The sequence below is a fragment of the Vibrio cyclitrophicus genome, from assembly GCA_023206055.1.
GTDB classification, from domain to species: domain Bacteria; phylum Pseudomonadota; class Gammaproteobacteria; order Enterobacterales; family Vibrionaceae; genus Vibrio; species Vibrio cyclitrophicus_A.
This window is the reverse complement of the sequence record CP065367.1, coordinates 222,641-242,441: the sequence shown is the minus strand read 5'-3', so window position 1 is coordinate 242,441 and position 19,801 is coordinate 222,641. Positions and strand designations below refer to the sequence as shown.

Sequence of the window (19,801 nt, the reverse complement as noted above, 5' to 3'; positions counted from 1 at the left end):
CAATATGTCAGATTACACCAATATTGCTCATCCCTACGCTAAGGCATCGTTCGACTTTGCTTTAGGTGAAAACAAGTTGCAAGAGTGGCACTCAATGCTGTCGATTCTTGTAACGGTAGCGGAAGAAGAAACAATCGCTAAGCAGATCTCTTCAGCAGAAGGTTCTCGCACTGACTCTGAAGAACTGGCCAATCTCTTCATTCATATTTGCCAAGGGCTCGTTGATGACCACGTCATTAATCTCGTTCGAGTCTTGGCTGAGAATGGCCGTCTTGAAGTGATAAGAGACCTGTTTAACTTGTTCAGCGATCTAAAGGACGAACATGAACGTGTAATTCCTGTCACTGTCACCAGTTCAGAATTGCTTACACAAGATCAGGTTATCTCCCTAACGGCTGCACTTGAGAAGAAATTAGAGCGTCAAGTTGAAATGGAACAGGTTATTGATGACACGCTAGTTGGCGGGATTGTTATCAAAGCGGGTGAAACCGTTATCGATGGTTCTTTAAATACATCAATTAACCGATTAGCTAATCAGCTTCACGCGAGATAGGTAACAATTATGCAATTAAATTCTAATGAAATCAGCGATCTAATTAAAAATCGCATCGCGAAGTTTAATGTGAGCACCGAAGCTCGCAATGAAGGCACCATCGTTTCGGTTCGTGACGGTATCATCACCATTAATGGCCTAGCGGATGTGATGCAAGGTGAGATGATTGAGCTACCGGGCGCCAAGTATGCACTCGCACTTAACCTCGATACCCACTCAGTCGGCGCCGTTGTTATGGGCCCCTACACTGACCTATCTGAAGGTATGAAAGTAAAAGGTACGGGTCGTATCTTGGAAGTACCAGTAGGTAACGGGCTTCTTGGACGTGTCGTAAACACACTAGGCGAACCCATCGATGGTAAAGGCCCAGTAAGCTGTGACCGTCTTGACCCAGTAGAAGTGATTGCACCGGGTGTAATCGAGCGTAAGTCAGTCGATCAGCCAATTCAAACCGGCTACAAAGCAGTGGACACCATGGTGCCTATCGGTCGTGGTCAACGTGAACTTATCATCGGTGACCGTCAGACAGGTAAAACAGCGCTCGCTATCGATGCCATCATCAACCAAAAAGACTCTGGCATTAAATGTGTTTATGTTGCGATTGGCCAAAAAGCATCAACCATCGCTAACGTAGTTCGTAAACTCGAAGACCACGATGCACTTAAAAATGCCATCGTTGTTGTGGCGTCAGCATCAGAATCAGCAGCGCTTCAATACCTAGCCCCTTATGCGGGTTGCACAATGGGTGAATATTTCCGTGACCGCGGCGAAGATGCACTGATCATCTACGATGACCTATCAAAACAAGCCGTTGCTTACCGTCAAATCTCATTGCTACTGAAACGCCCACCGGGTCGTGAAGCCTTCCCTGGCGACGTATTTTACCTTCACTCACGCCTTCTAGAACGAGCAGCACGAGTGAACGCAGAGTATGTAGAGAAGTTCACTAATGGTGAAGTGAAAGGCCAAACAGGCTCATTAACCGCGCTGCCTATCATTGAAACCCAAGCAGGTGACGTGTCTGCGTTTGTACCAACCAACGTAATCTCAATCACCGATGGTCAGGTTTTCCTTCAAACCCAACTATTCAACTCTGGCTTACGTCCTGCAGTTGACCCAGGTATCTCGGTATCTCGTGTGGGTGGTGCAGCACAGTGCAAGATCATCAAGAAATTATCAGGTGGTATCCGTACCTCATTGGCTCAATACCGTGAGCTAGCTGCGTTTGCTCAGTTCTCTTCTGACCTAGACGACATGACGCGCAAGCAGCTTGATCATGGTGAGCGTGTAACCGAACTGATGAAGCAAAAGCAATACTCGCCGATGTCTGTCGCTGAGCAAGCAACGGTTATCTACGCAGCAGAAAAAGGCTATTTGGCTGACGTAGAGTTGCACAAAGTTGCACGTTTTGAAGAAGAATTAATTGCTTACGCGAAAGACCAAAACCCAGAGTTGTTCGACACCATTAACGCTAACGGTGACTACAACGATGAAATTGATGGCGCTCTTGCAAAGCTTCTTGGTGACTTTGTAGCGTTGAAAGCTTGGTAAACGCTCCGGTTTGTTGGCTGGAAATCAAAACAAATTAGGAGCAGATAATGGCAAATACTAAAGAAATTCGCACCAAGATAGGCAGTGTTAGTAACACTCAGAAAATCACCAGTGCAATGGAGATGGTTGCGGCAAGTAAGATGCGTAAAGTTCAAGACAATATGACGCTAACACGTCCATATGCCGAGAACATGCGTAAAGTTATCTCTCATGTCGCATCAGGGTCGCTGGAATACCAGCACCCCTACCTTCAACAGCGTGAACCAAAACGCGTTGCTTACATCATTATTTCGTCCGATCGAGGCTTATGTGGTGGCTTGAACTCGAACTTGTTCAAGAAAGTGTTAGAAGAAATGGAGATGTGGCGTACCAAAGGCGTTGAAGTAGAAACGACCTTAATTGGTTCAAAAGCTATCTCATTTTTCCAACGCAGCGGCAATGTTATCGCGCAAACGTCAGGCCTTGGTGACGCGCCTAAATTAGAAGACATTTTAGGTACGGTTAACGCGATGCTAGGGCATTACGACGACGAAAAAATCGACAGTTTGTATCTCGTTTATAACCAGTTCATCAACACCATGGTTCAAGAACCAACGACCTTGCAGTTGCTGCCCCACCCTTCAGATTCTGAGGCCGATGGAGGCGCGAAAAAAGCACGTCGTTGGGACTACATCTACGAACAAGCACCAAGAGACATCCTCTCTGAGCTGTTACATCGATACATTGAATCACAAGTGTATCAAGGCATCGTAGAGAGCATTGCCTGTGAGCAAGCAGCCCGAATGGTGGCCATGAAAGCGGCGACCGATAACGCAGGCCAACTCATCGATGATTTGCAGTTGGTATACAACAAAGCGCGACAGGCTGCCATTACCCAAGAACTGAGTGAAATAGTCTCAGGTGCTCAAGCTGTCTAAGGGCAGAAAAGAGTGGGTTAAGAATAGAATTTGAGGATTTAGAGATGAGTGTTGGAAAAATAGTTAAAGTTATCGGCGCGGTGGTAGACGTCGAGTTCAGCGGCGGCAACAGCCCACGTGTTTATGATGCATTGAAAGTGACTAGCGAGGAAGCAAGCTCGCTCGTATTGGAAGTTCAGCAACAACTGGGTGGCAGTATCGTTCGTTGTATTGCAATGGGTACGTCAGATGGCTTGCGCCGCGGCCTAACTGTTGAAAACACCGGTTCTCCAATCACCGTTCCTGTGGGCGAAGAAACCTTAGGCCGTATCATGAACGTTCTTGGTCAGCCTATCGATGAATGTGGTGAAATCGGTCAAAAAGAAAGCTACGAAATTCACCGTGAAGCACCCTCTTATGAAGAACAAGCAAACAGCACTGAACTTCTTGAGACCGGCGTTAAAGTTATCGACCTTATTTGTCCGTTCGCAAAGGGCGGTAAAATCGGTCTGTTCGGTGGTGCTGGCGTAGGTAAAACCGTCAACATGATGGAGCTTATCAACAACATCGCAAAAGCCCACTCAGGTCTCTCTGTATTTACTGGTGTTGGTGAGCGTACTCGTGAAGGTAACGACTTCTACTACGAGATGAAAGAAGCGGGTGTACTAGACAAAGTAGCCATGGTTTACGGCCAAATGAACGAGCCACCGGGAAACCGTCTACGTGTTGCGCTGACTGGTCTTACTATGGCTGAGCGTTTCCGTGACGAAGGTCGTGACGTACTGTTGTTCATTGATAACATCTACCGTTACACACTTGCGGGCACAGAAGTATCCGCACTGCTAGGTCGTATGCCATCAGCAGTAGGTTACCAACCAACGCTGGCTGAAGAGATGGGTGTTCTACAAGAACGTATCACATCAACCAGACAAGGTTCGATCACGTCTATTCAAGCGGTATACGTACCTGCGGATGACTTGACTGACCCATCGCCAGCAACAACCTTTGCTCACTTAGATGCGACCGTTGTACTGTCTCGTAACATCGCTGCATTAGGCCTCTACCCTGCAATCGACCCATTGGATTCAACATCTCGCCAATTGGACCCTCTTGTAGTTGGCCAAAAGCACTACGACATTGCACAAAAAGTACAAACAACGCTGCAACGCTACAAAGAGCTAAAAGACATCATCGCGATTCTTGGTATGGACGAGCTATCGACTGAAGATAAGCAGACGGTATCTCGCGCTCGTAAGATTGAACGTTTCTTAACTCAGCCTTATCACGTAGCCGAAGTATTTACTGGTCAGAAAGGTGTTTTTGTACCGCTAAGTGAAACACTAAGAGGCTTTAAAGGCCTTCTAGGCGGCGAATACGACGATATTCCAGAGCAAGCGTTCTTGTACTGTGGTTCTATCGACGAAGTGCTTAACAAAGCAAAATCACTCTAAAAAGGTAGGTGCATCATGGCTATCGGAGTTACAGACAATACATTTCAACTTAATATCGTAAGTGCGGAAGGTACGCTGTTTTCAGGGCCAGCCTATGCCCTAGCCGTTTCTGGTGCGGATGGTGAGCTGGGGATTCGCCCCGGTCACTCCCCGCTTCTAAGTAAAATAAAGCCAGGCGTGACAGTGTTTGTCACAGATCCTAAATCAGAGGGGCAAGTGCTGTATGTCTCTGGTGGCATGCTTGAAGTTCAACCGGATGTGGTCACAGTGTTAGCCGATACGGCCTTGCACGGTAAAGACATTGACCGCGCTCGTGCAGAAGAAGCGAAATACGCTGCCCTCGAGAATATCAACAAGGGCAATGTCGACATCAATTTTGCACAAGCTCAACTTGAACTGGCAAAAGCCGTTGCTCAGCTTCGCGCATCAGAACTGACGTCTTCTCGCACTCGCCACTGAGAATAGAACTTAGATGTTTGATGTGTAAATAGTCTACCCACTTAAAAACCGTTTAAGTGGGTAGACTACATCCGATGTTATTGAATCAACCCCTTCCCTGCCGACTCCTTATTCGCTCTCCTTATCCACCAGCATCTTCAATGCTAGCTCTCTGCAAAACGCGCTTGGTGCGGGTCAAGTTCATGACCTAACGGTTGTGTGAGCGAATGATATAACTCAGGCTTACGACCACGAATCCAACGCCTTCCGGTACACATCTCCAATTCTTCGGCTTTTAGCTCTGCAATTACCATGTCGTTATCAACGCTGTCCGTCTCTGTGATGATTTCACCATAAGGGCTTAGGATCATCGCATTGCCAGTTCTGACTTCATCCATATCAACGCCAACGCCATTGCTGAACACCACAAACATGCCGTTGTCATGCGCTCTCGCAGGCAACCAACGCATTAACCACTCGCGGCCATTCTTGCCCTGCATTTCAGCACGAATCGCATCTGGGTTTTCATCTCGGTTAAACCATAATTCAGGGTCAATTCGCTTCATCGCATTCGGGCTTCGTGAATGACAACCGCCCGTTTGGTGTGGCGCAATCAAAATATCGGCGCCTTTCAATGCGGTGATTCGAACGTTCTCAACCAAGTTGTTATCCCAACAAATCAAGATACCGACTTTGCAGCCATGCGGCGTATCGAACACCGTGTATTGGTCACCACTGCTCATATGAGAGCTAACAAAGGTATGCAGTTTGCGGTGCTTTTGTACTTCACCATTGGGCATCGCAAATACGTAGGTGTTGTATAACTCGCCATCAGTACCCTGCTCTATCAAGCCTGCACCAACGCTCATGCCAAATTGTGTTGCCAGTGAAACTAACTTTTGAGTGGATTCACCGCTCGGTACGGGTTCCGCTAGCACTTCAATTTCATCGCGAGATAAAGCAGACACATGCCAGTAGCCAGTGATGCACATCTCAGGAAAACTGATGATCTCCACGTCACTGTCCGCAGCCTTTTGAACGTATTGCTCTATAACCGATAAGTTATACGCCTTATCACCTGCGTGGTGGTTAAATTGAACCGACGCTACTTTGATGTCTTTCTTCATGATTCGTCCTCAAGCTTTGCTTTATCTGATTGGTATGAACCTAGTATAAAAAATCAATTCAATTCCATATAATGAAGCATATTCTCAATTCAATGAGCATTTGGAATGGAATTTGATCTACTGAAGGCATTTTGTCAGCTCGCTAAATCGGGCAATTACCGTTTGGCGTCAGAGCAGCTCTACATCACTCAATCGGCACTCACTAAAAAGATTCAACGACTTGAATCCAACATTGGGGCATCTTTGTTTTCTCGTGGCAGGAATGGCGCAGAGCTCACGCACGCGGGGAAAACGTTACTGGCAGAAGCCCAACGTTTGGTTCATTCAATGCAAGCGTTTGAGCAGCTGTCAGGCTCTGTGGTGAACGGGACTCAGGGACATTTGAACATTGCCTTTGGCGTGTCTACTTATCATGAAGCACCCAAGCTTATTGCCGCTTATAAACAACGATACTCAGACGTTCATATCACCTTAAATGACACACCTTCTAAGCAACAAACAGATGAACTGTTAAACCATGAGCTCGATATCAGCTTCAATCGGATACCAGAATCATTGGATTTAGAAAGCCTAACACTGTTCAATGATTCGCTTGTGGTCGCGATACACAAAGATCTTCTCAAGCAAGCGCCAAGCAAAAACCTCGTCGTCTCTGAGTTATCGAAATGGCCTTATCTAAAGCTGGCCCAACATCGCGGCCCCGGATTAGACAGACAGATCCAACAATATTGCCTTGCCAATAAAATCGACTTATCAAAGACGCAAGAAGCCGATGATATCCTGACCCTGCTTGCCTTGGTTTCTGCCAATATCGGTTTCACCATTGTACCTAGCAGTGCGCAGTTCATTAGTAACACCGATGTGGAATTCATTGCGTTAGAAGGTGAATATGCCACTTGGCCCGTCGGATTGATATGGAATGGGAAGAGTGACAACCCACTCAGGGATAGATTTGTAGAGTTTGTGGCTGATCAAAAAGAAAATTAGGTTAGAACCTAAATTACACCGACAAAAAAGCTCACTAAATAGTGAGCCTTTTGATATCTGCGTAACGTAAAACCGAGGTCTAACGTTGCTTGATGTTCAAACGAATAGTTTTAAAAGATTCGTTTGAGAAAAGCAGTTTAGAGCAATCGTTTAGAACTGTAGTTTAAAAGAATTCAATCGAGTTACGGCCGCTTTTGTCGTCACGTTGTGGCTTAGGCGTATCCGCTTTCTTTTTCGGTTTGTTTTCTTTCTTCTTCTCTTTTTTCTCTTTCTTTGGTTCAGCCGTTGCGCTTAGCATTTCTGCTTTGCTTTTCTTAGATTCTTTCTTCTTAGAATCCTTTTTAGACTGACCTTTCTTCGCCTTGTTATCTTTTTTAGGCGCTTCTTTCTTTTTCGGCTTTTCTGATTCTTCTTGTACTGGCTGATCACACACCACTACATAGTATTCTTGATTGAATTCAAAGAAGTCGCCATCGTACATTTTACGACGTTTACGAGTTTCTAATTCACCATTTACTGCAACATAACCTTCAGAAATGATGTGCTTAGCTTCACCGCCACCACTCACTAGGTTAGCAATTTTAAACACTTTGTAGAGTTCGATTGGCTGAGACGATACATCAATACCAATTGCTTCAATCTCAATCTCTTCGCCTTCTTCGCCAAGCTCTTGGCCTTCGTAGTCAGCGTCTTCGTAATGTTCTTGGTCCATGGTGACCTCTACCTAAATATGTACTTCTGAAATATTGGGCGCAGTGTAATCTTAAAACAAGTAAATGACCATGTTGAATTCACCGAGCACTCGTTTTCGTTACGCACCCACTTTACATCGCACCACCAACATTCGAAAGACTAACAAGCTGCTTGGTATATTCATGCTGCGGATTACCAAACAAAGTCTCAGTATTGCCCTTCTCTATCACCTCACCCGCTTTCATAACGATGGTGTAATGACACAAGGATTTCACAACATTCAAATCATGACTGATAAAGAGATAAGTTAGGCCATACTTTTCTTGAAGTGATTTCAACAGATCCAACACTTGCGCTTGAACGGTTCTGTCTAATGACGATGTCGGTTCATCGAGCAAGATAAACTCTGGTTTAAGAATCAGAGCACGTGCAATCGCGATACGCTGCCTTTGCCCGCCAGAAAACTCATTCGGGTAACGGTGTCGAGTTTCAGGATCTAAGTCGACCTCTTTCATCACATCACAGATGCGTTGGTCGAGTTCGTTGTCTTCCAATTGTTGATGAACCAATAAACCCTCACCAATCACTTGAGCTACCGACATTCTTGGGTTCAAGGCAGAGAATGGGTCTTGAAAGACCACTTGCATACGGCTTCGAAACGGCAACATCTGTTGTCGGTTTAAGCCTTGAATTTGTTCGTCAGCGTAAGTAATTGAACCCTCACTCTCCACCAGCTTCAATATAGCCATACCAGTTGTAGACTTGCCCGAACCACTCTCGCCAACAAGACCGATTGAGTGCCCCTTTTTCAAGCTGAACTCCATGTCGGTGACGGCTTTAACATGCGAAATCGTGCGCTTGAATAGACCGCCAGTAATCGGAAACCAAACACGCAGTTGGTCGACGTTGAGAAGGGGTTTACTTTCCGGTGATACGGGAACAGGTAAGCCTTTAGGATCTGAGTTAATAAGTTTTTGAGTATAAGGATGAGATGGTGCATTAAAGAGTGTTTTACAGTCATTGCTTTCAACTAAACGGCCATCTTTCATTACCGCCACTCTGTCGGCAATCTTACGAACGATACTCAAATCATGGGTGATAAAAAGCATCGCCATACCCAGCTCTTGTTGTAGATCTTTCAACAAATCCAAAATCTGCGCTTGTACCGATACATCCAATGCTGTCGTGGGTTCATCAGCGATCAGTAACTCTGGTTCATTGATCAGTGCCATCGCAATCATCACACGTTGACGTTCGCCACCAGATAACTCATGTGGATAGGCTGAAATCTTTTGCTCGGGGTAGCGAATGCCCACCTTTGAAAGCCACTCAATCGCCAAGGCTTGTGCTTTGTTGGTTCGCATACCTCGGTGAATAGAAAGAGTTTCAACCAACTGCTTACCGATTCGATGAAGCGGATTAAGCGAAACCATAGGCTCTTGGAAGATCATACCAATGCGGCCACCACGAATCCCACGTAACTGTCTTTCAGAACAACTCAGAATATCGGTGCCAGAGAAATTGATCTTACCGTTTAAGTAGTGCGACGAACCTTTGGGTAACAGCTTTAAAATCGAATTAGCCGTGACCGATTTACCGGAACCACTCTCGCCTACTAGCGCTAATGTCTCACCTTTGTATATTTCTAAAGAGACATCTTGTGTCACCTGTTCTATCGAATTTTTTCGCCCGAAACCGACCGACAATTTATCGATAGTTAGAACTGGAGACTTATCGGAACTGTCTGTAGCTGATCTTGAAGCAGGAGCTGTATTTGAAGTCATAACCTATCCTTACTTCTGTTGATGTGGGTCGAAGGCATCACGTACCGCTTCACCAACGAAGACGAGTAACGTAAGCATTAGTGAAAGTACGACGAAGGCAGAGATACCAAGCCAAGGCGCTTGTAAGTTCGCTTTACCTTGCGCCAAAAGCTCACCTAATGAAGGCGAACCCGCAGGAAGACCAAAGCCCAAGAAATCTAACGAGGTTAATGTGGTCACCGAACCAGAAAGAATAAACGGCATCATGGTTAACGATGCAACCATCGCGTTAGGTAACATGTGGCGAAGCATAATGCGTTTGTCATCAACGCCCATAGCCTGCGCGGCGCGCACATAATCAAAGTTTCGACAGCGTAAAAATTCCGCTCGCACGATGCCGACTAAACTCATCCAACTGAACAGCACCATAATCCCGAGCAGCCACCAGAAGTTCGGCTCAATAAAGCTCGACAGAATGATCAGCAAGAACAGGGTCGGCATACCAGACCAGACTTCAATGAAGCGTTGTCCGAATAGATCAACCCAACCACCGTAGTAACCTTGTGTCGCTCCGACAACAACGCCGACCACGCTCGACACAATGGTCAGAATAAAACCAAACAGAACTGAAATACGGAAGCCATAAATGATACGAGCTAATACATCTCGTCCTTTATCATCGGTTCCTAGCCAGTTCACTGAATCGGGTTCCGATGGCACTGCGCCAGAAATATCGAAGTTTATCGTGTCGTAGCTAAACGGAATGATTGGCCACACGATGTAACCGCTGTCTTCAATGAGTTCAATAACATACGGATCTTTGTAGTCGGCTTCGGTTTCAAATTCGCCACCAAATTCCGTCTCGGCGTATTCATTGATAACAGGTACAAACCACTGATTATCATAAGAAACCAAGAGTGGCTTATCGTTGGCAATGATTTCAGCGAACAGGCTCAATCCAAACAAGATGGTAAATATCCAAAGGGAGATAAAACCACGCTTGTTTGCTTTAAAACGTAACCAACGAGCTTCAGCTAAAGGGTTGTTAAACATTTATTATCAATACCTTGTTATTCGTTCGCCATTAACGCGCTTCAAAATCAATTCGAGGATCAACCCAGGTATACGTCAGGTCGGAGATAATGCTCAGCACCAAGCCAAGCAAGGTCATGATATAGAGAGAGCTGAACACCACGGGATAGTCACGTTGAATGGTCGATTCAAAGCCAAGCAGACCAATGCCTTCAAGTGAAAACATCACTTCAATCAACATAGAACCCGTGAAGAAAATACTAATAAATGCGCTTGGGAAACCCGCAATAATGATCAGCATGGCGTTACGGAAAACGTGCTTGTAGAGAATACTGCTCTCGTCCAAGCCTTTCGCTCTCGCAGTCACCACATATTGCTTATTGATTTCATCAAGGAAAGAGTTTTTGGTTAGCATGCTGAGTGTGGCAAAGCCGCCAATGACCATCGCAAAAATAGGCAACGCCAAGTGCCAGAAATAGTCGCCAATTTGCTGATACCAATTAAGTTGATCAAAGTTACTCGACACTAATCCGCGCAACGGGAACCAACTGAAGTAGTTACCACTCGCGAACAAAATAATCAGGATGATCGCAAACAGGAAGCCCGGCACCGCGTAGCCGACAATCACCACCGCACTCGACCAAATATCAAAGCGAGAGCCGTGATGTATCGCCTTCATAATGCCTAAGGGTATCGAAATCACATAGATGATTAACGTACTCCACAATCCTAAGGAGATGGAGACAGGTAAACGCTCTATGATCAAATCAATCACGTTACCGCCCTTAAACAGGCTTTCACCAAAGTTAAAGGTCGCGTAATTTTTCAACATATCGAAGTAGCGAACGTGAATCGGTTTATCAAAACCAAACTGCTTTTTGATCTCTTCAACCACTTCAGGGTCAAGCCCACGTGAGCCTTTATAACCACTGGCAGACGCTTGATCACTTTCGCTTAAATCAACTTCTTGTCCACCACCAGAAAAACGCTCCATGATGCCAGAGTTGTGCCCTTCTAATTGGGCAACGGCTTGTTCTACCGGGCCACCAGGGGCGATCTGAATGATGAAAAAGTTGATGGTGATGATCGCCCACAACGTGGGGATCACCAACAGTAAACGCCGAAATATATACGCGGCCATGCTAACTAACTCCTAGCGACGTTTTTCAGGAAGCAATGCCGCCTTCTCTTCTGAAATCCACCATGTATCGATACCTAAATCGTATTTAGGTAATACATCTGGACGCTCAAACTTGTCCCACATTGCAACGCGATATTCACCAACGTGCCATTGAGGGATGTTGTAGAAATTCCACTGCAATACTCGGTCTAGTGAACGACCTAAAGTAAGAAGCTTTTCTGGATTCTGTTGGTTACTCGCGATTTGTTCTGTTAACGCGTCAACCACTGGATCCATCACACCTGCAGTATTGTAAGTAGAATCAATGTAGTTAGAGTTCCAAACAATCATTAAGTTCGGGCTAGGATAAGGGTTTGCTGAAAATGACGAAGACACCATGTCGAAATCACGATCACGAAGACGCTTGATGTACTGAGTCGTATCGATGGTACGGATCTTCATCTCGATACCCATGCGCTTCAAGTTCTTCTGAACAGGCGTTGCAATACGCTCCGTGGTTGGGCTGTAAATCAACAACTCAAATGATAGCGGCTTGCCGGTCTTTTCGTTGGTCATCACTTTGTCTTTCAGAACCCAACCCGCCTCTTTCAGCAATTTGAAAGCTGTGCGCATTTGGCTACGAATACGACCGCTACCATCGGTGACTGGTGGTTGGAATTCTTCCGTAAACACTCTCGGTGGAATTTGATCTTTGTACTGAGACAGCAACTCAACTTCAGCTTCGCTTGGCAAGCCTTTCGCTTCATAGTCGGTGTTCTGGAAGTAACTGCGAGTGCGCTTGTACTGTCCGTAGAACATGTTCTTGTTCATCCACTCAAAGTCCATCGCGTAGGTTAACGCTTCACGAACCTTGGGATCTGAGAACACAGGAGATTGAATGTTGAAGACAAAACCTTGAGTCGTTTCTGGCTTCTCATGATTAATCTCTTCTTTGATGATATAGCCTTTATCGAAGTTCGCGCCTGTGTATGAGTTGGCCCAGAACTTAGCCGAGTTTTCCGTTCGAAGGTCGAACTCCCCTGCTTTAAAGGCTTCCAGCATTACTGTGTCGTCACGGTAGTAATCGTATTGTACTTCTTTGAAGTTATTACGACCGACGTTAACAGGCAGGTCGGCTGCCCAGTAATTTTCATCTAAACCGTAAGTCACGCTTTGACCCGATTTATAGCTGATGATCTTATAAGGGCCACTGCCTACCGGCGGCTCACTTAGAGGTTCAGACAGCTTCTTGTCTTTCCAATAATGCTCTGGCAGTACTCGAGTGCTTTGGGCAAAGCTAAACAACTTCTCGCGGTTTGGCTTCTCCATCTCAATACGAACCACTAAATCAGAAACCGCGGTGACTGACTTAATTTCTTTATAATAGACACGATATTGAGGCACACCCTCGGTCGAAAACTTGTTAAAGGTGAAGGCAACATCGTGAGCTGTGATTGGCTTGCCGTCTTGGAATTTAGCTTTTGGATTGATATCGATTTCCATCCAAGTGAAATCACTGGCGTAGCGAACCTTAGAGGCGATCAACGGATAATACGCATCAATCTCGTCGCTCGGAGAAAACATCAAGGTATCGTAAATCTCTCCGGTATAACTTGCAGCAACGCCGCGAGAACCGAATCGATTAAAGCTATCGTAGGTACCAATGCTGCCATAGGTTACTTTACCCAGTTTTGGCGCATCAGGATTAACGTAATCAAAGTGAGTAAAATCGACTGGATATTTCGCTTCACCAAAACCAACCAGTTGAGTGGTTTCAATAACGGTGACAGCAGGAGTTGATTCGGTATCAGAAGCGTGTGTAACAGAGGGATATAGAGCAATAAGCGGCAGCATGACTGCACATGAAGTTAAATTTAACCTGAAAAACTGAGTGCGCTGCGAGGCTTTGCTTCGGAAAACTGTTCCCATTTGACTCTCCCTTCAAATGTTATGGATTCGATATTCAACTTGATTAATCGGCTTTGAATGCACACCGCTAAAACAAGTATAGGTTCAAATCTAACATCATGTAATAACTAATAAAACCATCAGCACTCTATCTCTTACCGTTTATTTACAATTAACTCGTCACAGCTCGAAGTTATTAGATGCAGTTCGCTTTGATTGTTTTGATTAGTTTGGTGGCGTTGGAAAGTACGGGGTAAGGCAGAAGCACTAAGATTGCTCTCGCGTAAATGACATAAGCCTCCACGGCTTAGATTCCCTTTGATTCGCTTCTAAAGTGAAATTTAGGTTCTAAATAATCAACAAACTATACTTTTACTGGAGTATCCTTGCAGCCTAGGTCTAAATGGAATGACACTTTGAACAAACCAAACCAAATAACATTCGCAACGTTCAACCTTCTGAACTATCTCGAGCCACCGAATGCTTATTATGATTTTGAGAACATCTACAGCTTCGAGGAGTGGCAGAAGAAACAAGGCTGGATGGCTGAAGCGATTGGTTCATTAGATTGTGATGTGATTGGCTTCCAAGAGATATTTAGCCCGCAGTCTTTAGAGCAATTGATGAAGGAGCTTGGTTACCCGTACTTTGCTGTCGTCGATAGCGCGCATGTTGAAGATGATTACCTGTATACCTCGCCTGTCGTTGGTATTGCTTCCCGCTACCCGATTGAAAACGTGCAGCCTGTTACGCCAGATTCGAAGTTACTGACTGCATTCAACCTTGGCGACAAATTCTCATTCAACAGAACACCTGTTCACGCGACGATTACGTTACCTCATTTAGGTTCGACCGACTGTTATGTAGTGCACTTCAAATCACAACGTCCGACAGAACCAAAGGTTGAACCTGTCGATGCGGCCAACGCTCTGCAAGGTAAAAAACCATCAAGTGACACGCTCACCCGCTTCCACCAAGAACAGCTTGGCTCTTGGCTATCGAGTGTTCAACGCGGTCTAGAAGCTCAGATGCTGCATCAATACATTACCCATCAACGTTATCAGACCGATCAACCTGTCGTGTTGATGGGTGATTTTAATAAGCCTCTGTTTAATGATGAATTTAAAGGGCTGTTGAGTTACTCAATCAACCGAGACGAAAACAGCAAGCATTGGCTATCCCACTTTCGCTTAAAAGACAGCTGGGATCTTTACCATCAGCTACATGAAGAAGACTTGCTTCAACAGCGTAAGCCAACCCATTACTACGGCGCTTCTGGATCTGTACTGGACTACATTTTGATGTCGAATGAGTTTGATTGTCAGAACTCGTCTAGTTTGATGGAGATCTCTAGCTACACAGTGTTAGACCATCACCTCATCAATCCAAGCTTTGAACACGACCAATTCAGTACGGACCATGCCATCGTGTCTGTCACCGCTCATATTCGTGAAGCCTAGAGTTGAACATAAAAAAGCCGCAGTCAAAAACTGCGGCCTTCCACTTTAGCCAAACGGGTTGAGCCAACCGACGCCCCATTTAGAAACCGATTTACCGTTTAGCAAAGTGTGAAACTTAGAATGTGTACATTGCGCCTAAGTAAAAAGAATCCAGAACAACAGTATCTTCTGTCTTGTGTCCGTTTTCGTAATCTTCGATATCAAAAGCATCAGCTTCGTATGCTAGGCGAAAGCTCAACGAAGACATTGTAGGTGGCGTATATTCCACACCAACACCCATACGGATGCCATCTCCCGAATCATCAAAACCATCTCCTGAAGGGCGAGAGCCATCAGCAAACTTCATGTCTAGATCAATAGTCGATAGACCGATAGTGCCAAATGGACGAATGCCATTATCAAACGTGTAACCAAGGTTAGCCGTTACCGAAAAGATTTGAGGTGTCCAAGTGAAAACCTTATTACCAGATTTCGTTTTCAGGGCTATATCACCAAAATCTGTGTATTGAGCTTCAACCGAAACAATACGGTTAAATTTGTAACCAGCAATTAATCGGTAAGTATTGTCTTCGGCTTTAAAAGTAATAGGCTCATTGATCGTGTCAGTTAGCCCGCCATCATCAATACCAGATGTGCCGATTGCGCCGCCTAGGTAAAATCCACTGTCTGCTGCCATTACATTGCTTGCTGCCACTACTGACATCATCGCGATACTTAGAATAAATTTGTTGTTCATTACTGCTTGACCTTACTTATAGCAATCAAGATTGTTCCGCCTTCCTCTGCTGCACAATCTTGTTAGAGTTATCCAACACCCCGTCGAATTCGCAAGCAGGTTAATCTCACAGAAAACAAAAAAATAAATAGAAATATAATCACTTTGTAACTTCAGCCAACATAATCAGTAAAAACCTAATAAACCATTGAATAAGCTAGAAATAAAAAACTGTCATTTGTTCAGAATAATCTTCTTTCTATTTTTCAAACCATCCCATTTTTAGATTTTATTCTCATGAGCTTACGCAGGCTTACTTTCAAGCGTGGTGTGATTTTGCATAATCTGCGCGCTTTAACCATTAGTACACTTAAATAAGAACACTTAAATAGTTACCCGCTCCAAAAGCAGGCCAGTTCTGCTCAATCTCCACAATTCAGAATAAGACGAACAGAAAACACGATGACCCACACCATAGACCTCAACGGCTTAATCATTGATACCGACTCTCGAACCATTACTAATCAGCAGGGAAACAAAATCACCTTGCGCCCTCACCTATTAGCAGTGCTCTGTTTGTTATTGGATAATGTGGGAAGACCGATTTCAAGAGAGCATATTGTTGATGTGTGTTGGAACGGACAACTCTCGTCACCACATGTTCTTGCAAACGTCGTCTATAACCTACGCAATGTCTTCGCGCGATTGAGAGCACCCAACGTACAGATCATTACCATCAGTAAATTCGGATATGCGCTATCGATTGAACCCACATAAAAGGATTTATGCAATCAATGGCGGTGACTAAGATCACCAAAAAACGCCCCATCGAAACGTTTCGATGATCGTTATCACACTCTAAAACAAACAAACGTGCAAATGATAAATCAGACACTATTATCACTATCGAAACGTTTCGATGGCTTTTTCTTGAGTTGTTCTCAACCCATCAAACGTTATTTTTCGATAGGTCGTGATATGAAAAAAAGTACTCTAATAAACTCTGAACTCTCTTACCTAGTGGCGACTCTTGGCCACACAGATGAAATTACGATTTGTGACGCAGGCTTACCGATTCCAGACCACGTAACTCGTATTGATCTTGCTCTGACTCATGGTGTACCAAGCTTTCAGCAAACGGTAAAAACCATGCTGGATGAATCTCAAATCGAAGGCGTTGTGATTGCAGAAGAGTTTGCGAAAGTAAGCCCAGAGCACCACGCCGCGCTGATTGATTTGATCAAGACAGAAGAAGCACGTTGTGGCAAATCGCTTTCGATTACTTACATTACTCATGAAGAATTCAAAGAGCGCACGCATGAAAGCCGCGCGGTAATTCGCACGGGTGAATGCACACCATACGCAAATGTTATTTTTCAAGCTGGCGTAACGTTTTAGCTCAAGCGGAACGCAACGACAGTCCAGTGTCATCACTGAACCAAAAACAGTACATATACAGAACAATCAAATACAACTGGCCCCGAGTAAAGGAACCGACATGACTCAAGCCATTTTAGAACTTAGCTCAATTGAGAAAGCCTTCCCTGGTGTGAAAGCACTGGATAAGGCAAGCCTCAACGTTTACCCAGGACGCGTAATGGCGTTAATGGGTGAAAACGGTGCAGGTAAATCAACGCTCATGAAAGTGCTTACCGGCATTTACCACTTGGATGGCGGCACTATCGCCTACCAAGGTAAACCAGCAGCATTTAAAGGACCTCGTGATTCACAACAAGCTGGTATTAGTATCATTCACCAAGAATTGAACCTAATTCCAGAGCTAACCATCGCCGAGAACATCTTCTTAGGTCGTGAAATCACAGGGACTATGGGTCGCATCTTGTGGAACGAAATGTACCAAGAAGCGGACAAGCTACTTAAACGTCTTAATGTAAAACACAGCTCGAAAACACTTTTAGGTCAGTTAAGCCTTGGTGAGCAACAAATGGTAGAGATCGCGAAAGCCCTATCGTTTGAATCTAAGGTCATCATCATGGATGAGCCAACGGACGCACTAACCGATACCGAAACTGAGTCGCTATTTAAGGTGATTAACGAGCTGCGTTCTGAAGGCTGCGGCATTGTTTACATCTCTCACCGCTTGAAAGAGATCTTCGAGATTTGTGATGACATCACCGTGCTTCGTGACGGTAAATTCATTGGCCAGTGTGAAGTAAAAGACACCGATGAAGATGGCCTAATCGAAATGATGGTTGGCCGTAAGTTGGACGAACAATATCCACGTATCGGCCAAAGCCACGGTGAAACCTGCCTTGAAGTGATTGGCCTGACGGGTTCTGGTGTTCACGACGTGAGCTTTACCCTAAAGCGCGGCGAAATCCTGGGTGTATCTGGCTTGATGGGTGCAGGTCGTACTGAATTGATGAAAGTGATTTACGGTGCCCTTCCGAGTGAGCGCGGTGTCATCAACTTAGAAAACAAAACCATTAACCCTGTTAGTCCAAAAGATGGCCTTGCCAATGGCATTGCATACATCTCTGAAGACCGTAAAGGCGATGGCTTGGTTCTAGGGCTTTCAGTAAAAGAAAACATGTCTTTATGTTCACTTGACCTACTGACTAAGAAAGGTCAAATCCAACACAAAGACGAAGTAATGGCGGTTGATGACTTCATCAAGCTGTTCAACATCAAGACCCCGACTCGCGAACAAATCATTGGCAACCTTTCTGGTGGTAACCAACAGAAAGTGGCTATCGCTAAAGGCTTGATGACCAAACCCAAAGTACTGATTCTCGATGAACCCACTCGTGGTGTCGATGTCGGTGCTAAGAAAGAAATTTACCAACTCATTAATAAATTTAAAGCCGACGGCATGAGCATTATTTTAGTCTCATCTGAAATGCCAGAAGTGTTAGGAATGAGTGACCGCATCATGGTGATGCATGAAGGCCGTGTAAGCGGTGAATTTGATGCTAAAGAAGCAAACCAAGAATTATTACTGGCGTGTGCGGTCGGTAAAAAGATCAACGAGGACGCAGCATGAGTACTAAAACCATGAGCAAAACAACTGAAGCTCCAAAGAAAAAACCGTTAATCAGCAAAGAGTGGCTGATTGATCAAAAGTCATTGATTGCTTTGATCTTCCTGATTGTTGTCGTTTCTTTCTTAAACCCGAACTTCTTTACTGTCGACAACATCCTGAACATTCTGCGCCAAACCTCGGTTAACGCAATTATCGCTGTGGGTATGACGCTGGTTATCTTAACCGCGGGTATCGACTTGAGTGTCGGCTCTGTACTTGCACTTTGTGGTGCGTTCGCAGCCAGCATGATTGGTCTAGAGATCCCAGTGATGATCGCAGTGCCAACCGCTCTTGTAGCAGGTGCAGCATTAGGAGCTATCAGTGGTGTGATTATCGCTAAAGGTAAGGTTCAAGCCTTCATCGCAACACTTGTGACTATGACCCTACTTCGCGGCGTAACCATGGTTTACACAGATGGTCGTCCTATCTCAACTGGCTTCACAGACACAGCAGACGCATTCGCTTGGTTCGGTACAGGCTACGCAATGGGCATCCCAGTTCCAGTATGGATCATGGTCGTGGTATTCGCAGCGGTATGGTACCTACTTAACCACACTCGCTTTGGTCGCTACGTTTACGCTCTTGGTGGCAACGAATCAGCAACTCGCCTATCAGGCATCGACGTAGACAAAGTGAAAATCGGCGTTTACGCAATCTGTGGTCTACTAGCAGCAGTAGCTGGCACCATCGTGGCATCTCGTTTGTCATCAGCTCAACCTACTGCAGGTATGGGTTATGAATTAGACGCCATCGCAGCCGTAGTTCTTGGCGGCACAAGCTTAGCCGGCGGTCGTGGTCGCATCATGGGCACATTGATTGGTGCTCTGATTATCGGCTTCCTAAACAACGCCCTAAACCTATTAGACGTATCTTCTTACTACCAGATGATTGCAAAAGCAGTGGTTATTCTTCTGGCGGTATTGGTCGACAACAAAAACAAATAAAACCTATTCACACTCTAGGTTAATACAAGTAACACCCTGTTTTACCTTTAAATATTAGAATCTATAAATAATGTAACTACGAGCTAGGACTCACCTCCTAGCTCACCCTACACAAAGGAC

18 protein-coding genes are annotated in these 19,801 nt (G+C 45.1%); 11 read left to right on the top strand and 7 right to left on the bottom strand.

Going from position 1 to position 19,801, the window contains the following annotated elements; genetic code table 11:
- Positions 1-4 precede the first annotated feature (4 nt).
- The 5 genes from ITG09_16960 to atpC are packed head-to-tail and all read left to right on the top strand — an operon-like array spanning position 5 to position 4,910.
- Positions 5-553 carry a F0F1 ATP synthase subunit delta gene (locus tag ITG09_16960; protein UPR54644.1) on the top strand — a complete coding sequence of 183 codons (549 nt, stop codon included), beginning with the start codon at positions 5-7 and terminating at the stop codon, positions 551-553.
- A 9-nt stretch (positions 554-562) separates the two neighbouring features.
- Positions 563-2,104, top strand: a complete 1,542-nt coding sequence (gene atpA, locus ITG09_16955; GenBank protein ID UPR54643.1) for a F0F1 ATP synthase subunit alpha — start codon at positions 563-565, stop codon at positions 2,102-2,104.
- Between the two features lie 47 nt (positions 2,105-2,151).
- Entirely contained in the window at positions 2,152-3,021 is an 870-nt protein-coding gene (atpG, locus tag ITG09_16950) for a F0F1 ATP synthase subunit gamma (GenBank protein UPR54642.1), read from the top strand.
- A gap of 44 nt (positions 3,022-3,065) precedes the next feature.
- On the top strand, positions 3,066-4,451 hold the full coding sequence (atpD, locus tag ITG09_16945) for a F0F1 ATP synthase subunit beta (GenBank protein UPR54641.1): 1,386 nt from the start codon (positions 3,066-3,068) through the stop codon (positions 4,449-4,451).
- Positions 4,452-4,466: 15 nt separating this feature from the next.
- On the top strand, positions 4,467-4,910 hold the full coding sequence (gene atpC, locus ITG09_16940; GenBank protein UPR54640.1) for a F0F1 ATP synthase subunit epsilon: 444 nt from the start codon (positions 4,467-4,469) through the stop codon (positions 4,908-4,910).
- 143 nt (positions 4,911-5,053) lie between these two features.
- Here atpC and ITG09_16935 read toward each other — a convergent pair whose 3' ends face one another.
- The gene (locus tag ITG09_16935) at positions 5,054-6,016 is read right to left on the bottom strand and encodes a nitrilase family protein (protein ID UPR54639.1); all 963 of its coding nucleotides are present in this window, start codon (positions 6,014-6,016) and stop codon (positions 5,054-5,056) included.
- A 105-nt stretch (positions 6,017-6,121) separates the two neighbouring features.
- Between ITG09_16935 and ITG09_16930 the strand changes: the two genes are divergently transcribed.
- Complete coding sequence (locus ITG09_16930; GenBank protein UPR54638.1) at positions 6,122-7,003, top strand: LysR family transcriptional regulator; 882 nt, start codon at positions 6,122-6,124, stop codon at positions 7,001-7,003.
- 163 nt (positions 7,004-7,166) lie between these two features.
- On the opposite strand, the gene ITG09_16925 is transcribed toward ITG09_16930, so the two are convergent.
- The 5 genes from ITG09_16925 to ITG09_16905 form a co-directional block, all read right to left on the bottom strand.
- Positions 7,167-7,715, bottom strand: a complete 549-nt coding sequence (locus ITG09_16925; protein UPR54637.1) for an RNA-binding S4 domain-containing protein — start codon at positions 7,713-7,715, stop codon at positions 7,167-7,169.
- A 112-nt stretch (positions 7,716-7,827) separates the two neighbouring features.
- Entirely contained in the window at positions 7,828-9,480 is a 1,653-nt protein-coding gene (gene yejF / locus ITG09_16920; GenBank protein UPR54636.1) for a microcin C ABC transporter ATP-binding protein YejF, read from the bottom strand.
- 9 nt (positions 9,481-9,489) lie between these two features.
- Positions 9,490-10,512, bottom strand: a complete 1,023-nt coding sequence (locus tag ITG09_16915) for an ABC transporter permease (protein UPR54635.1) — start codon at positions 10,510-10,512, stop codon at positions 9,490-9,492.
- 31 nt (positions 10,513-10,543) lie between these two features.
- Positions 10,544-11,632 (bottom strand): microcin C ABC transporter permease YejB, encoded by a 1,089-nt coding sequence (locus tag ITG09_16910; GenBank protein UPR54634.1) that lies wholly within the window; start codon positions 11,630-11,632, stop codon positions 10,544-10,546.
- Between the two features lie 12 nt (positions 11,633-11,644).
- A complete protein-coding gene (locus ITG09_16905; GenBank protein ID UPR54633.1) occupies positions 11,645-13,540 on the bottom strand; it encodes an ABC transporter substrate-binding protein in 1,896 nt (631 codons plus the stop codon).
- A gap of 395 nt (positions 13,541-13,935) precedes the next feature.
- Here ITG09_16905 and ITG09_16900 point away from each other — a divergent pair, with 395 nt between their 5' ends.
- The gene (locus ITG09_16900) at positions 13,936-14,979 is read left to right on the top strand and encodes an endonuclease/exonuclease/phosphatase family protein (GenBank protein UPR54632.1); all 1,044 of its coding nucleotides are present in this window, start codon (positions 13,936-13,938) and stop codon (positions 14,977-14,979) included.
- A gap of 115 nt (positions 14,980-15,094) precedes the next feature.
- Here ITG09_16900 and ITG09_16895 read toward each other — a convergent pair whose 3' ends face one another.
- Positions 15,095-15,715, bottom strand: a complete 621-nt coding sequence (locus ITG09_16895; GenBank protein ID UPR54631.1) for a porin family protein — start codon at positions 15,713-15,715, stop codon at positions 15,095-15,097.
- A gap of 441 nt (positions 15,716-16,156) precedes the next feature.
- Between ITG09_16895 and ITG09_16890 the strand changes: the two genes are divergently transcribed.
- The 4 genes from ITG09_16890 to rbsC all read left to right on the top strand — a co-directional run bounded on the left by ITG09_16890 (position 16,157) and on the right by rbsC (position 19,681).
- Positions 16,157-16,471 carry a response regulator transcription factor gene (locus tag ITG09_16890; GenBank protein UPR54630.1) on the top strand — a complete coding sequence of 105 codons (315 nt, stop codon included), beginning with the start codon at positions 16,157-16,159 and terminating at the stop codon, positions 16,469-16,471.
- A gap of 201 nt (positions 16,472-16,672) precedes the next feature.
- Positions 16,673-17,092 (top strand): D-ribose pyranase, encoded by a 420-nt coding sequence (rbsD, locus tag ITG09_16885; GenBank protein UPR54629.1) that lies wholly within the window; start codon positions 16,673-16,675, stop codon positions 17,090-17,092.
- Positions 17,093-17,192: 100 nt separating this feature from the next.
- Positions 17,193-18,698 (top strand): ribose ABC transporter ATP-binding protein RbsA, encoded by a 1,506-nt coding sequence (rbsA, locus tag ITG09_16880; protein UPR54628.1) that lies wholly within the window; start codon positions 17,193-17,195, stop codon positions 18,696-18,698.
- Complete coding sequence (gene rbsC, locus ITG09_16875; GenBank protein UPR54627.1) at positions 18,695-19,681, top strand: ribose ABC transporter permease; 987 nt, start codon at positions 18,695-18,697, stop codon at positions 19,679-19,681. The genes rbsA and rbsC overlap by 4 nt, the downstream gene beginning before the upstream one ends.
- Positions 19,682-19,801: the final 120 nt, after the last annotated feature.

Excerpts from the sequence above, each read along its gene's own strand:
- ITG09_16960 (UPR54644.1), top strand. The coding sequence starts at position 5 with ATGTCAGATTACACCAATATTGCTCATCCCTACGCTAAGGCATCGTTC.
- atpA (UPR54643.1), top strand. The coding sequence starts at position 563 with ATGCAATTAAATTCTAATGAAATCAGCGATCTAATTAAAAATCGCATC.
- atpG (UPR54642.1), top strand. The coding sequence starts at position 2,152 with ATGGCAAATACTAAAGAAATTCGCACCAAGATAGGCAGTGTTAGTAAC.
- atpD (UPR54641.1), top strand. The coding sequence starts at position 3,066 with ATGAGTGTTGGAAAAATAGTTAAAGTTATCGGCGCGGTGGTAGACGTC.
- atpC (UPR54640.1), top strand. The coding sequence starts at position 4,467 with ATGGCTATCGGAGTTACAGACAATACATTTCAACTTAATATCGTAAGT.
- ITG09_16935 (UPR54639.1), bottom strand. The coding sequence starts at position 6,016 with ATGAAGAAAGACATCAAAGTAGCGTCGGTTCAATTTAACCACCACGCA.
- ITG09_16930 (UPR54638.1), top strand. The coding sequence starts at position 6,122 with ATGGAATTTGATCTACTGAAGGCATTTTGTCAGCTCGCTAAATCGGGC.
- ITG09_16925 (UPR54637.1), bottom strand. The coding sequence starts at position 7,715 with ATGGACCAAGAACATTACGAAGACGCTGACTACGAAGGCCAAGAGCTT.
- yejF (UPR54636.1), bottom strand. The coding sequence starts at position 9,480 with ATGACTTCAAATACAGCTCCTGCTTCAAGATCAGCTACAGACAGTTCC.
- ITG09_16915 (UPR54635.1), bottom strand. The coding sequence starts at position 10,512 with ATGTTTAACAACCCTTTAGCTGAAGCTCGTTGGTTACGTTTTAAAGCA.
- ITG09_16910 (UPR54634.1), bottom strand. The coding sequence starts at position 11,632 with ATGGCCGCGTATATATTTCGGCGTTTACTGTTGGTGATCCCCACGTTG.
- ITG09_16905 (UPR54633.1), bottom strand. The coding sequence starts at position 13,540 with ATGGGAACAGTTTTCCGAAGCAAAGCCTCGCAGCGCACTCAGTTTTTC.
- ITG09_16895 (UPR54631.1), bottom strand. The coding sequence starts at position 15,715 with ATGAACAACAAATTTATTCTAAGTATCGCGATGATGTCAGTAGTGGCA.
- ITG09_16890 (UPR54630.1), top strand. The coding sequence starts at position 16,157 with ATGACCCACACCATAGACCTCAACGGCTTAATCATTGATACCGACTCT.
- rbsD (UPR54629.1), top strand. The coding sequence starts at position 16,673 with ATGAAAAAAAGTACTCTAATAAACTCTGAACTCTCTTACCTAGTGGCG.
- rbsA (UPR54628.1), top strand. The coding sequence starts at position 17,193 with ATGACTCAAGCCATTTTAGAACTTAGCTCAATTGAGAAAGCCTTCCCT.
- rbsC (UPR54627.1), top strand. The coding sequence starts at position 18,695 with ATGAGTACTAAAACCATGAGCAAAACAACTGAAGCTCCAAAGAAAAAA.